4 protein-coding genes and 1 pseudogene are annotated in these 15182 nt (G+C 59.4%); all 5 read right to left on the bottom strand.

Annotated features, from left to right (window positions below; translation table 11 throughout):
• Nucleotides 1-373 (bottom strand): annotated as a pseudogene (locus ACFPB1_RS17055) (diguanylate cyclase); the annotation flags it as partial.
• 109 nt (nucleotides 374-482) lie between these two features.
• Complete coding sequence (locus ACFPB1_RS17050) at nucleotides 483-2243, bottom strand: ABC transporter substrate-binding protein (protein ID WP_379227307.1); 1761 nt, start codon at nucleotides 2241-2243, stop codon at nucleotides 483-485.
• Nucleotides 2244-2511: 268 nt separating this feature from the next.
• Complete coding sequence (locus tag ACFPB1_RS17045; RefSeq protein WP_379227306.1) at nucleotides 2512-6234, bottom strand: S8 family serine peptidase; 3723 nt, start codon at nucleotides 6232-6234, stop codon at nucleotides 2512-2514.
• A 123-nt stretch (nucleotides 6235-6357) separates the two neighbouring features.
• Nucleotides 6358-10665, bottom strand: coding sequence for a S8 family serine peptidase (locus ACFPB1_RS17040; RefSeq protein ID WP_379227305.1), 4308 nt, complete (start codon nucleotides 10663-10665; stop codon nucleotides 6358-6360).
• 59 nt (nucleotides 10666-10724) lie between these two features.
• Nucleotides 10725-14468 (bottom strand): S8 family serine peptidase, encoded by a 3744-nt coding sequence (locus ACFPB1_RS17035; RefSeq protein WP_379227304.1) that lies wholly within the window; start codon nucleotides 14466-14468, stop codon nucleotides 10725-10727.
• Nucleotides 14469-15182: the final 714 nt, after the last annotated feature.

Raw genomic sequence — 15182 nt, 5'->3', positions numbered from 1 at the left:
ATTCCACCGTGCTGTTGTAGATCCCCCACGGAATGGCGATGAGCAGCGACAGCACCCACGCCGTGCCCATCAGAATCATCGTGTGACCGATCGTCGGCCATACGATCTTGCCGACGGGAACATGGTTTTTGAACGTAAAGCCGAGGTCACCCTTCAGCAGATTTCCCAGCCAGCTGACGAATTGCATCGGCAGCGGCCGGTCCAGCCCGAGATTATGCGCTTGAATCGCTGCCGCTTCCGACGACAAGCCCGGCGACAAGTAGATCGTCTTCGGGCCGCCCGGAGCGGCGTGGATGAGCAGAAAGCTCAAGATCGCGATAAGCAGCAGCACGAGCAGCGATTGCAGCACGCGCCGCACGAAATATTCCGTCACGTCATTTCCCCCCTTCTCAAGGAAGAAGAGAAGGACCGGATGGACCTTCCCTTCCCTTCATTACCCTTAAGCTGTCGTTTTCAAGTTGTAGAAGCGTGGCGCCTCCGAGTTATTTCGTGGTCCACCAGTTGATGACGTTGTAGAAGTACCCGTAAGCATTTGTCGGAACCGGCTTGTCGTCTTCGGCAAAATGAATCTTGTTCTTGTCGTAGGCTTCCGGTGCGCCGTATTGATACAGGAACACGTACGGCAGGTCAGTCGAGATTTCTTTCGCTACTTCGGCGTAGGCCGCTTTGCGCTCGTTCTGGTCGACGGTGGAGTAGCCCTTCACCCACAGCTCGTCAAGCTTCGTGTTCTTGTACCAGCCGGAGTTTTGACCCGGCGGGAAGTACTTGGACGAGAAGATGCTTTCGCCGTCCGGATCCGGGTTGCTGAGCGACCAGCCGAGGAGAATGGCTTCGAATTTACCCGGTGTAACGTTCTGATCGATCCACGCGGAGAAATCGATGGCCTTCGGCACGACTTCGATGCCGACGTCCTTCAGGTTCTGCTGCACGACGGCGGCGACTTGCTCGCGGCGCGCGTTGCCGGCGTTGTACTGCAGCTCGAACGAGAAGCGGTGGCCGTCCTTCTCGAGAATGCCGTCCTTGCCCGGCTTCCAGCCGTCTTCCGCCAGCATCGTTTTCGCCTTCTCCGTGTCGTACGCGTAGTTAACGGTCGAACTTTCGTCATACGCCCACGAGGTCGGCAGGAACGGCGCGTTCAGCAGCTTGCCCGTGCCTTTCAGGATGTTGTCGACCATGCCTTGGCGGTTGACCGCGGTCGCGATCGCTTGACGCGTTTTTTGGCTTTGGAACAGGACATACTTGTCCGGGAAGTTGTCTTCTTTGAAGTTGAATTGGATGAATTCGTACGACGGGCCTGGCTCCGACACGACGGTGAGGTTGTCCTTCGCTTTCACCGTGTCCACGATCGTCAGCGGCACGGACGCTACGAGATCGACGTCGCCTTTCAGCAACGCTTGCGTCTGCGTGTTTTGGTCGGCGTAAATTTTCAACGTGACCGTCTTGATGTGCGGCTTCACGCTAGCCCAGTAGTTCGAGTTGGCTTCCACCGTAGTGTACTGGCCTTGTGCCCACTTCGTCCAAACCCACGGACCGTTCGTAATCGTCTTGGCCGGGTCGGTACCGTACGGATTCTTCTCCAGCTCCGCAGGAGGCACGTCCTTCAGAATATGATAAGGTACAACAGAAGAATTCAAAGCGTACAGGAAAGGCGCGTAGAGATGCTTCAATTTGATTTCGACCGTGTGATCGTCGACTTTCGTAACCGTGTCGACTTTGTCGAACGTACTGATGCCTGGAGCGCCCGCTTTAGGGTTCTTGATCGTATCGAACGTGAATTTGACGTCGTCGGCCGTCACCGGCTGACCGTCGCTCCACTTCGCTTCCGGCTTCAGCTTTACCGTGTAGGTCAGACCGTCCGCGCTGATCGTCGGCAGCTCGGCCGCGAGCGACCACGGCTGGACGACCAAATTGTTGGAACGGTCGAGATCGTACAGATTCGCGTTAAGGAACGAGGCAAGGTCACCGGATGCGGTGTCCGTTACGTAAAGCGGATTAACGGAAACAATATCCGAGAACGTGCCGACTGTTAGCGATCCTCCGTCCACCGGCGTGTCCGCCGAAGGCGTCGCCGTCTCGTTTGTACCCGAGTTCGCGGACGTCCCGTCCGCCGGCTTGTTCTGCGTGTTGTTCGCCGTATTCGTTTCATCCGAACCGGAATTCGCATTGTTGCTGCAGCCCGCAGCCATCGAACCCGCCAATGCCATGATGGATAGTAAGACCGTTAATCGTTTCCTTTTGCTCATCTTCACACTTCCCCGTTGTTATTTTTCGCTACTTTTTTCTGGCTCCCCTGTCGAAAGTTCCATTCATTTATTAATGTCATGTTTTCTAACAGGACAATTACATTCTAAAGCCGAACCTAGTATTTTGTAAATAGATTTCTTTAAAAAATTAACTTTAGTAGAGTAGAGCGTTGAATAAATGAAGAATTATTGAAAAATAATTAACAAGCGTATTACAAGGGCGCAACCCCCGCACCATACGGTTTCGGGGGTTGGCGCCGTTGCCGGATCAATCGATTTCGAACTGATCCCCGATCACTTTCAGCAAGTCGAACGAGATGTAATTGCCTGACGATTTCGCGTTTTTCTCACCAACGTTGACAATTTTGATGATGTGCTGCTTATCGTCCAGATCCGAAAGCTCGAACAAGCGCGATTGAAATTGATAGGACGGGCTGTACAGATCGATGTGATTCGGCGTCACCAGCTTTCCGTCGAGGTACACGTCGGCTTTGCCCCGATCCGGCCCTTTGGTCCCCATGACGATGATTTGATTCCCTCGGAACTTCACCTCGACCGTGCTTCCCTTCTGGTTCGAATTCTTGGCGCTGTTGCCGCTGTCACGCGGAGACAGGTGCATCTGCCAGAGTCCCGAGAACTTAACGGCCGCGTTCATGTCCTCGATCGACGTCGTCGTCGAATTGGCCGTTTCATCCTTCGTCGCCTTGGTCACCACGAGGGCATCGACGACGATCGGCGCCATCCCGATCGCGTCGAAAATCGTTAAGTTGACGATCCGGATGGAGTGCTTCCCGTTCGGCAGTTCGCCCGTGTCGAAGACCGGCACCTGATAGGTGTCATTACGGTCCTTGTCCCCGTTCAAATCGATGATGACCTCCGACTCGGGGCGCTCGTCGACAGTCACGGCGATCTTCGGAAAGATGCCGTTCAGCCGGTTGGAGAGCAGCACCGCGCGCGTGCCGGTAAACGAAAGCACGGCTTCGTCTCCCGTCGCGTACGACCCCATAGCGTGCCCGTTCGAGAACTTGTCGTTCTCCACCTTCTTCCAAGCGCCCTTGAATGAGAAGTTCACGTCATTCTCTTCCAGACGCACCGTATACGCTTCGGAAGGGGCTGTCACGCGGAGCGAGTCCACGTTAATGGCCGAGCCGGCCGAGTAGGCTTCCTGATTACCGGTCCACTTGATGGTCAGCATGTGGGATCCCTTCGGCACCGACTTCTTCAGGATGACCTGCCGCATCTGCCGCCAATTATTGTATAAGGACGGAGACGCAACCTTGACGCCGTCAATGTACACATCCGCGATGCCTTGATCCGGTCCCTTCATGGCGGTCCACGTGATCTCGCCGCCGCCGAACGGGAAGCTCACGCTGCCTTCGGAATTGACGCGCTTGACCGTTCCGCCCGAATAGCCAACGTCGGAAGCTATTGTCCACGCGCCGTCGAACGTGAGCGCCGGATCGTTATCCTCGTAAACGCCCTCTCCGTTCACGGCCGCTGCTCCGCGGGACGTCTTCAGCTCGTACGTTCCCTTGCCGGCGAACGCGTGCACGTCGACGTAGTAATAACCGGTCTCCGGCGCCCGATAGTCAATGGATTCCGTGGAACTTCCTTCCGTCTCCGATCGTGCCGCCATGCCGCTGCTGGACTGGATCGTCTCCGAGCTTGGAGCGTAGACGTACAAGTCGTAATCCGTATCCGCGCTTCCCGTCAGCGACAGCGACAGCGTATCGCCGGCAAGCAGGCGGACGAAGTACACGTCATCCGGATTCCCGGCGAGGTCCAGCTCCCCGCTTGTATCGCCTTCCGCAAGCGGTTTGCCCGGCAGCTCGTCGTCGGTCAGCGCACCATAGGCATCCAGCATCTTGCCGTTCGCCGTCTTGCCTTGCAGCGAGGCGAGCGGCTTGCCGCTCAGCTTGAGACGCGCCTTGACCGTTTCGGCATCCTGCGCCGGATCTTGGCCGAGCAGCAGCGCAGCCACCCCCGCGGCGTACGGAGCGGACATCGATGTCCCCGAGCTCATGTCGTAATCGTCCACCGGGATTTCCAGATTGATGCGGGTGACGGCCGGATCATTCGTTTCGACATCGCTGAATACCCCCAGATCCGTCAGGTTGTACTGGGCGCCATCGTAAACCGTGCCCGAGACCCCCGACGCAGAGTTCCAGCTCTCGTTAGCGGAATCTTCGAAACGGACGAAGTCCAGATGGAGCGTATCGCGCATGAACGGCTTATCGGCCAAACGGAGCAGCGTACCCGGTCCCGTCAAGAGCAAGCGCCCGCCGCCGTTCAGATAAGCGGTGACGTGGTCGACGTCGGCCGGGTTCAACGAATCGTTGCCGTAGCCCGTGAACCAGATGACCGCGTCGTAGCCGCTCATCTTCTCGAGCGATGGGCCGGCGGCGCCGTAAGGTACCGTCTGCAAGTCGTACGCGTAGCCGGCGCCAGTCAGCAACTCGGCATACACGGAGAGAAAGTCCGGATAGTCGGCGTCGTGCATGTCGTCCTGCACGAGCAGAACGGACGGCTTCTCGCCGCCGCTTTCGCTCAAGAAACGCATGGCGTTGTCGAAAGCCGCGCGCCGCTGGTCGCTTACCGGCATCGATTCAAAGCCGAACATGTTATAAATCGCTTTGAAATTGCCGTTGTCGATCTGCGCGCCGAGCCCGATATTCCTCGACGGCGCCGTGCTGAGCACCGCGATGCCCGGGGCGGCCAAGTCGACGGTTCCCGGCCCGTAATTGCTGAAATACGAGAACAAGCCATCAGGACCGACCGACCCGACCGTCACGATGTTCGGGCTGCCGTACGATGCCGGATAAACCGGAGACTCGTCCAGATTTTTCGGCGTCTTCAAGTAATCTTCCTTCGGATCGTTCCCCGCCGCAACGGTGAAGAGCATCGGCGATGCTTCGATCGCGTCCTTGAGCGCCTTGCTGTACGTATCCGTCGTCCAGCTCAAGTTCGCGATGCGCGCGCCGGCGCGCTCGGCGTATTGAATCGCCCGGATGACATCCGAAGCATAGCCGGTTCCGTCCGGTCCCAGCACTTTCAAAGGCAGGATCTTCACGTTCGGCGCGACGCCGGTTATGCCGACGCCGTTGTTCGCCGAGGCCGCGATGACGCCCGCGACCGCGGTGCCGTGGTAATCGCCTTGGGTGGCATCGTATACCGTGCCGTCGCCGTTATAGAAGTCCCAGCCGTTCACGTCGTCCACGAATCCGTCGCCATCGTCGTCGATGCCGTTGCCGGGAATTTCGCCCGCGTTCCGCCAAATATTGGCCTGCAGGTCCGGGTGGGCAACGTCCACGCCCGTGTCGAGCACCGCGACGACGACATCAGCGCCGCCTTGACCAATCTCCCATGCATTGACGGCATTAATATCGAAGCCGGGAAGACCTTTGATCGGGCCGTTGATGATTTGCCCGACGTTGCGAAGCCCCCATTGGTCGGGAAACAATGGATCGTTCGGCATGGAAGCCATTTTAATTTTGACGTCCGGTTCGGCATACAGAACGTTCGGATCCTTCCGGAGTTCGTCCAGCAAGTCCCCGGCAACGGCGGACGGCGTCTCCAGCACGGCAAGGTCCGTGCCGGGCAGCGTCCAACCATCCGCGATCGCCGCGGATTGGGCGCTAAACGCTTCTTTGCCCGAGCCCGCTTTGTATTTCACGATGATTCGGCTTTCCTCCGGAAGCGCACTCGCACCCGCATCCGCCCGCTTCTTCAGGCTCGCGAGAAACTTATCCTGCCCGTTGGACGGAATCGCGGGCGGCGGCGATTGTTCGCCCGCCGTCAGGGCGTCCGCACTTGCGGACGGAACGGCCGAAGGCCACTGGCTTTTACGTTCTTTCGCCGCGCTCGTATGCGCGGCCGGCTCCCGTCCGCCCGGCGATCCCGCGTCGGCCGCGAATGCCGGAACCGTCAGACCGAACGCCGTCGACAACGAAAGCGCCGCGACGAGCGCTTGCTTGCGTACTTGTCTTTTCAAGGTAATGGCTCCTTCTGTCACAGATAATAGGCTGCCGCGCAACCATGAGGAGGACGGCGGAGGAAGCCGGCGCGCGGCTTCCCCTCGTACTCCATCCTCTCGAACGATTACAAACGGATTATATTAAATCAGGCCGGCGGCTTGAAGCAAGCTGCGGAGCACCTTCGCCACGGCTTCGCGGCTCGTCGCGCCGCGCGGATCGAACGCGATGCCGTTCTTCGTGTCGTACCCCTCCATCAGGCCGAGGTCGCTCACCGTCTGTACGCTCGCTTGCGCGTACGAACTGATCTGTGCCGCATCCGCGTAAGGCTTATGCGTGCCGGACGGCTTCGCCAGCTTAAGCAGTTCGGCCGCTCTGGCCAGCATGACCGTCAGATCTTGACGGCTGATCTGGGCGTTCGGACGGAATTGGCCGTCCGCGCCTTCGATGAGGCCCGCCGCGTACGCGGAGGCGACATCCTGCGCGAACCAGTCTTTCGTCGTCACGTCGCCGAACGGAGCCGGCTCCGCCGTCTTCTGCAAGCCGAGTCCGCGGACGAGCATCGACGCGAATTGCGCGCGCGTGACATTCGCCTTAGGCTCGAACTTGCCTGCCGTCGTGCCGTTCAGCAGGAACTTGCCTGCCAGCGATTGGATGTCTTCTTTTGCCCAGGAAGCGCCGATATCGGTAAACGCGACGCTGCGCTTGGCCGCCACGTAGGTCGACAAGCCCGGACGGTCGATCGTGGCGATCGTCGAGCCGGCGGCCGTTTTGAACGTTGCGGCTACCGGACTTACGCTGCCGTCTTCTTCATAGAGGACGCCCGTCGTTGCCGTATCTGCGGACGTTCCGATGACAAAGGAACGCTTGAACGATTGCTCCGGCTTGAAGACAGCCGGCGTCGACTTGCCGTTCAGCGCGAATTCCGCTTCGAACGCGTAGGCGTCGCCGAGAAGCTCGGCTTCCGGATACGCGGCTCGGAACTTCGCTTTGGACGCTTCATTCTTCGCAACGAGCACGTTCAATCCCGCGCCGTCCGCTGCGCCCTTGAGCGCCGACAGCGGGAAGGCGACGGAGGATGTATCGTTCCACGTGAAGACGACCGAACTGTTCGCCGGCGCCTCGCGCAGCAAGCCGACTTGCGCAGGCGTCAGCTGCAGCTGCGCTTGCGCCGCGTTCTTGTCCGCCGCGCTCAGCGTAATGGCCGCCGGGGATTGCTTCGCGGCCGCGATTGCCTGCCGCAGCGCTTCGTCCGTCACGGTCACGACCAACTGGTCGCCTTGAAGCGCGGTTGACGTTTCGGCGGCTATAGCCGTTTGGCCTTGCTCGAGGACGGTCGGCACAATGGCGCCTGCCGAAGGCGTCACGCCCCCGTTGCCCGTCGTACCGCCAGGTAATCCGCCCGGAACGCCGTTGCCCGGATTGCCATTGCCCGGATTGCCATTGCCCGGATTACCATTGCCCGGATTACCATTGCCCGGATTACCGTCGCCCGGGTTACCGTCGCCCGGGTTACCATCGCCCGGGTTACCGTCGCCAGGTATCGCGTTACTACTGAACTTGACGGTCGTGTATGCGACTTGCATGTGGTCGTAATCGGCTTCGCCCGTCTTTTTATCGATGTGCAGCGCGACCAGTTTGAGCTCATAGACCCCTTCCATCACGCTGAGAAGGTAATTCCCCTCGTCGTCTAGCCGCAGATCGTCGGTATTGATGCAGCTGCCGTCAATCTGCTCGAATTTGACCGGCCCGGTCGGAATGGTCGACAGCTCCGTGTCGTACATCTCTGATACGAGACATCCCGGCGTGAATGGATCCAACGGCTCGGCCACCAGCGCAAGCTCCTGAATGTCCTTGGCGTTCAGCTTCGCCGTCAAATCGATCGGATGATTAGGAGCGGCCACCATATCCGACGTCTTCACATCCGTGATGCCCCATTCCGTCGGATCGGAATCTTCGCCGATGTGAAGGACGAACGGCAGGTGCAGCGTCGGCACGCCTTCGCTCTCCAGCACCACTTCACCTTCATACACGCCGTCCGCCGCGTCCGCTTGCGCTTCGGCCTTCAGCGCGAAGTCCGCATCGCCGCCGGGCGCAACCGTCAGCGTGCCGTCCTCGTTCAGTCCTTCCAGGGTCATGCCGATCTTGGAGACGTCCGGCGTCGGCACGGCGCGAAGCGGATCGGGATCCGACGTGACCTCGGGGTGCATTTCCACGCGCGCCTTATAGGTCAGGGCTTCGTCCGACTTGTTTTCCAGTTCCAGCGGCTTCGCTACCTGCGACCCGGCTTCGATCATGCCGAAGCTGACGCTGCCCGCTTCGCTCGCCATCTGCATCGCGTTCATGTTGCTGTCGTAAATCGTGATGGGGTCCATCGATTTCAGCAGAGCAGGCGTCGCGATGGCGTTTGCTACATTCGCCCGGCCCGAGCCTTGAGAGTAGACATCATAGCGCGTTCCGAATTCGTCTTGGATGCCTTCCGACGTGTTGTCGAGCGCGGCGCGGATATCGAGCGGACTCCAGTCCCGGTGCGCTTGTTTCACGAGCAGCGCGAGTCCCGCGACGTGAGGCGTCGCCATGCTCGTGCCCGATTCGCGCATGTAAGCCTGGCTGTAATCCGTGCCCGGATGGTCCTTGCCGTACATCGGCCACGTTGAATAGATATTGACGCCCGGCGCGACAAGGTCCGGCTTAATGCTGTAATTGCCGTCCGAATTCGGTCCACGGGAGCTGAAATCCGCCATATGATCGCCTTTGTCGATCTGCTTGTGAATGGCTTGGAACGTAAAGCTGAGCGTCTTGCCCGCGGCGGCCGTCAGCTGGCGCGCGAGCGCCCGGCCATCGGCGCCGGCCATGTCGAACGTCGGAATATTGTCCGGACCCGAGCCCGAATCAAGGCCGATCAAGCCGTTGCGTCCGGCCTGGTCCTCGGTCAGATCGGGAACCGTCACGCCGCCGACGACCTTCGCGTTGCCGTTGAACATGATGACGGCAAGCGCGCCGTGCTTCTTCGCGTTGGCGATTTTATCGACGAAGGTGAGGTCGCCGCGCGACACGAACGCGATCTTGCCCGTCACGTTCACGTTCTTGTAATCGGTATCCTTGCCGAGCCCCACGTACACGGCTTCGATCGGATCGCTGCCGAACAAGGCTTCGAAGTCCTCTTGGCCGGTCTTCCATTGGGCCAGCTTCAGCGGCTTCGCTTCGGACGGGGCGCCGCCCGAGATTTGGTGCGTAACGCTCGCGCTGTAGATCGGAATGCCGCTCGGGCTCGTTGCCGCGCCGACGGCGAAAGCCAGCTGCGCCGCCGCAGGCTCGCCCATCGAGTAATAATACGGACCATCCATCGCGGCGTTGCCGTTCGCGACGACGACGGTGACCCCCGCCAGCACCGCGTTGTTAACCGCGATCGAATCCGGCGAGTTCGGGTTCTTGTTCACGTCTGCGCCGAGCGACATGTTGATAACGTCCACGCCGTCACGGACCGCCCGCTCGATGCCGTCGATGATCGAGGCCGAGTCACCTCGCACAAGCCCGTTCGACAATCTGCCGAGCACCTTGTAGACGTACAAATCCGCGTCGTACGCGACGCCCTTCTGAACCTGCGACGCCGACGTGTTGAGCGCCCGGCCCACGATCGTGCCCGAGACGTGCGTGCCGTGCTGGGTGCCCTCGAAGCCAATGCCGAGCGGATCCTGATTCGGCGTCAGCGGCGTATCCTCATACGGATCGATGTCTTGATTAAAGGAGTCGTAGCCGCCGGCGATGGTCAAATCCGGGTGACTGTAATCGACGCCCGTATCCAGGACGGCTACCTTCATGCCCTTGCCCGTGTAGCCTTCCGCCCAGGCTTTATCGACGCCGATTTGCTTAAGCGGGGCATCGTCGTAGACCGGACCGGCCGCGACGGCCGCGCCGCCGCCGTCCGCGGCAAGCGGATAATACGTCAGGTTTTCGCTGATGCCGACAACGCCCGGAAGCTTCGCCAGCGTCGGAATCTGGTCCGCGCGCACCGTGATTTCCATGCCGTTCAGAACGGTATTGAATTTGCGGTTCACCTTCAGCGACACGCCTTTCGCCTTGGAGGCGCTGACGAAAGCGGCCTGCTCTTGCTGGATCGCCTGCGTCGCCGCTTGCGCCGAGAACGCCTGTCTGCGCAACTGGGCAGCATAGCGGCCGAGCGTTACCGGTTCCTTGCTGAACCGCACGATGACGTTCACGCTGCCGGTCGATTTCGTGTTCAAGTTCGGCGAGATAATCGGCGCCGACGATGTTTCGGCCGACGACGCTTTCGCAAGAGCCGCTTTCAGCTGCTGGTAGTCGAGTTTCGGCATGCCGCTCATCGCGCCGGCCGCCGCGTTATCCGCGGCGAACACGTGCGCAGGCACGTTCAGGAGCAGCAGCGCGGCCGCCGTCAGAGCGGCCGACTTTTTCAAGAGTACGTTTTTCAAGTCTCGGTTCCCCATTTCCCATGAATGTTAAGAAGCGCCGATGCTAGTGCAAGCCGGATCTATTTGATAACGTAAAACGCGTCGATGCTGACGGTATGGCCGGAGGACCGGTCGTTCTTCCCGCCCGTGTTGACGACCTTGATCTCGTGGCTTCCGGAAGGCAGAACGGCTGATTCGAATACCGGCACCTGGTATTGGAAGTCTTCGCTGTACAAATCGACCGGTTCTTCGTTCGCTTTCGCGCCGTCGATATAAATATCGACCATGCCCCGGCTCGCCCCGGTTTGAGCCAACACCGTGACCTTCGTCCCCAAGAAGGCCAGCTTCGCGGCATTGCCGGTCGCATCGGAGTATTTGGCGCTGCCGCCGGAATTCTTGGCGGACAGGTGCGTAGTCCAAACGCCGGTAAAGCTCACGAACGGGCTCATGTCCTGATAAATTTTCAAGCTTTCGCCGCCCGCCGGCTTCTTCACGACGACGGCGTCGACGTTCATGCTGTACCCGCCGGACTTCTCGTTCTTCGCATGGATGTTGACGATGCGCAGCGTGTGCGGACCGTAAGACAGCGTGTCCGTATCGAAGACCGGCACCTGGTAACGCGTCGCCTCGCTGTACAGATCGACCGTCTTCGCCGTCTCGGGCCGATCGTCGACCAGAATCGTGACCTTGCCGCTCTTCGGCGTCGTCGCGGCTTTCAGTACCGCGTTCGTGCCGGTGAACGAAAATACCGCGTACGCACCCGCGCTATCGGTCTCCCGCGCGCCGCCGCCGGAGTAGCCGGCGTTCGTCTGCAGGGACCAGAGTCCTTCGTATTGAAACGCGTTGTCCGACTCTTCCGCGACCGACGTATACGTGCCGCCCCCGTCGCCGACGACGAACGCGTCCACGTTGATCGCATGCACGGTCCGCTTCGCGGCCGGGTCCGCCTTGCCCGTCCAGGCCACTTCGATAATATGGTAGCCGTAAGGCAGCGATTGCTCATAGATTGTCTGCTTCGGTTGCGGCGTCTTGCCGTACAAGGACGGCGAGGCGGTCTTGACGCCGTCGATGTAGACGTCCGCGATGCCCATCGTGTCGTCCTTGAGCGCCGTCAGCTCGATTCGGCTGCCGGTGAACGCGAACTTCGCGCGGCCGGCGGAATCGACGGTCTTGATCGTGCCGCCGGAATAGCCGTCGTCCGCCTTCTCGGCCCACGGGCCCTCGAACGCAACCGCGCCGGCGTTATCCTCGTATGTGCCCGCCGTATTCGCGGGATCCGCATTCATGCCGAGCGTATAGGTACCGGAGCTGCCCATGAAGAAAACGCCCACGTAATAGTAGCCTGTCCTGTCGGCTTGATAGGCGATTGTCGCCGGCTCGCCCGCCGCCACGGACGATCCAAGCACTTTATCTTGTGCATCCCAGTCCATGTGCGACTTCAAATCCGGATTATAAAGCGCCAGCATGAAGTTCGAGCCGGTTTCTGCCGACAACGACAGATTCAACTTATCGCCGGCGTTCAAATGGACGTAGTACATGTCCTGCATATCGCCTGAATCAATCGAATCCGTCTGCAGCGGCTTAAGCGGCTTGCCGGGAACGTCATCGTCGCTCACGGCCCGGAACGCGTCGACCATGCGGCCGTTGTCCATGTAACCCTGCCTGTCATCGTTCCACAGACTCTCGAGATGCTTGCCCGAGAGAAGGACCCGCTCTTTGACCTCCTTCGCGTCTAGCGTCGGATCCTGGCTAAGCACGAGCGCTGCGGCGCCGGACGCGTAAGCGGGAGCCAAATACGAGCCGGTATCGTAATCGTAATCGGGCATCGGCACCGCCAAATTGATGTGGGCGATGGATTCGTCATAGGACTTGTAATCCGCGAAGGTGATCCCAGTAATATCGTAGCGCTGGCCGTCATAGATCGTGCCGGGCTGCCCTTCGGCCGTTCTCCAGCGGCTGATGTCGCTGTAGCCTCGGAAGAAGTCGTAGCGCACGAAGTCCAGATGCAGCACGTTCTTCACGAAATCGCTCGTCTCGATGTTGGTAAGCGCCCCTGCGCCGGTAAGCATCAGATGGCCGCCGCCGTTCAAGTACGAAGTCAAATTGGTCTGGTCCGCGCCGCGCAGTACCGTCGTCGGCCGACCGTCCGGCGAGGAGCCGAATCCGAAGCCGGTGAACCAGATGACGATGTCGTACTGGCTCATCTTCTCGAGGGAAGGGCCGTCCGCGCCAGACGGGACCTTGACGATATCGTAATCGGCGCCTGCGGCATCAAGATGGCTCTTGTACCTCCAGAGGATGCTGAAGTCATCTTCTTCGGGAATCTCTTCGTCGTCGACCAACAGGATCGACGAGGCGCTGCCGTCCGGCTTGCCCAGGTACGCCAGCGAGCGGTCGAAGCTTTCCTGGCGATTCTCGATCTTGTCGGCCTTGCCCGTCCACATGCCTTCAAAGCCCATTTCGTTGTAAATTACTTTATACGTGCCGTTGTCGATCTCCGCTCCGACGCCGGGATCGCGGGTCGGGAGGGTCGTCATAATCTTGAGGATCGGCGCTGCGATATCGACGGATTTCATGCCATAAACATTGTAAAAATGTCCGTCCATGCCGAGACCGGCAACCGATAGAATGTTATCGCTGTCATAAGCCGCCGGGTATTCCGGAAAATCGTCCTTGTTCGTATTCACGTAATCCTCGCCAGCGCTCGTGACGAACAGCATATCGGAGGCGTTGATTGCATCCTTGAGCGCGTTGCTGTACGTTTCCGTCGACCAGCTGATATTCGCGATTTTCGCGCCCATCCGCTCGGCGTAGTCGATCGCGCGCAGGGCGTCCGATACGTAACCGCCGCCGCTGCCCATGACTTTGAGCGGCATGTAACGGATGTTCGGCGCAACGCCGGAGATCCCGGTTGAATTCTCGTCCTTCGCCGCAAGGACGCCGGCGATCTGCGTGCCGTAGAAGTCATCGTCGTAAATGCTGTAAGGCTGGTTGTCGTTCCCGTAGAAGTTCCAGCCGTAATAATCGTCGATGAATCCGTCGCCGTCGTCATCGACGCCGTTGCCCGGGATCTCTTTGGCGTTATGCCAGACATTGGCGGCCAAATCCGGATGATTAATGTCCACGCCGGTATCCAGGATCGCGACGATCGTATCCGGCGAGCCCTTGGTAACGCCCCACGCCTCCGGCGCGTCGACGTCGACGTCGTTACTGGGTGTCGAGCCTTCGATGTCTTGGCCTTCGTTGTGCAAGCCCCACTGGGACGAGAACAGCGGATCGTTCGGATAAGACGGAACGACGGCCGAGACGGCTGCTTCCGAAGCCGCCTTCGGCAGCGCTGCAGCCGAGTCCGGGGACGCAGCGGGCGGCTTGCCGCTCGCGGAATCCGAGGCGCTTGCGCCCGGCGAAGCGCCGTTCGGCTTCGGTTTCAAGGACTCGTGTTTGCGAATCCTGACATCCGGCTCGGCGTACAGCACGTCCGGGTTCGCGCTCAGGCTCGCGGCAACGCTTCCGGCATCCGTGCCGGGGGCGAGGTCCAGAACTTCCATGTTGAATCTCGACAGCGGCTCAACCCGCTCCGCCGCGGATGCCGCGCGGACGCGGGTCCGATCGGCGCTATCCTTGTATTTCACGATGACTCGCTGTCCGCCGGGCGCTTCGAACGGCCGGTCCAGCTTCGGGATGCCGTTCGGCGCCATCGGCGGTGCGGACTTCAACGGCATGTCCGCAATCGCCTCGGCGTGCAAGGCGGACGGAAACAGGCCAAACGCCAGCGACGCGGAAAGCATCATCGCGAAAGAACGTTTCGTTGCTTTTCTTTTCAAGATTTTCGCTCCTTCTGTCATGCTGTCATGACTGAATTGTGGACGAATGGAAACCATGACGCTGCCGGTGCCCGTCCCACTCGCGGTAATGGCCGGTCAGGATGAAGAACATGCAGCGCGGGACTCCGGGGCAAACAAGAAATACATAGTTCGCCAAACTAAATAGCGGATCAGACGCCGGTTCAAACTATCAATCAGGATCTAAATAGATTGCTAGGATGATGGACGTCACGACAAGATTCGCGCGATTCGTGGAAAGGCGCGGTGAAAATGTGACCATCTTGTAAATAAGGAGAAAAAACGAGGGCTACGGACGCAGCCTGCCGCGCAGGACGCTAAAAATCATCAGCTCGAATTGGGAATGCGATCCCCCCTTAGTCTCGGATGTGCGTGCCTACGGTCCCTATCGAGCGATTGACCTCCCCCGAAGTTCACAAGGCTTGCGTCTGAAGATCGAATATGGTGTCAGATATTATGACAAAATCCGTCCAAATTCTGAGAAAATTATATATAAATCCATTTATGAGAGTCAATAAATTTATTTTTTTAAACATCTGTTTTTAAACATCTGTGAAAAGCAAGCCTGTAATCCCGAAAGATGTGTTACATTTAATCACAATGGTGTCGGCGGCTGGAGCCGGTTCCGCCGCCAACGGTCTATACATGCGCACGCGTATCCGGAAAAACCTGTAAAAAAAAAGACCGCCCCTTCGG

The sequence above is a fragment of the Paenibacillus sp. GCM10023250 genome, from assembly GCF_042653205.1.
In the GTDB taxonomy this organism is placed as follows: Bacteria; Bacillota; Bacilli; order Paenibacillales; family Paenibacillaceae; genus Paenibacillus_Z.
This window is presented reverse-complemented; position numbering and strand designations above follow the sequence as displayed.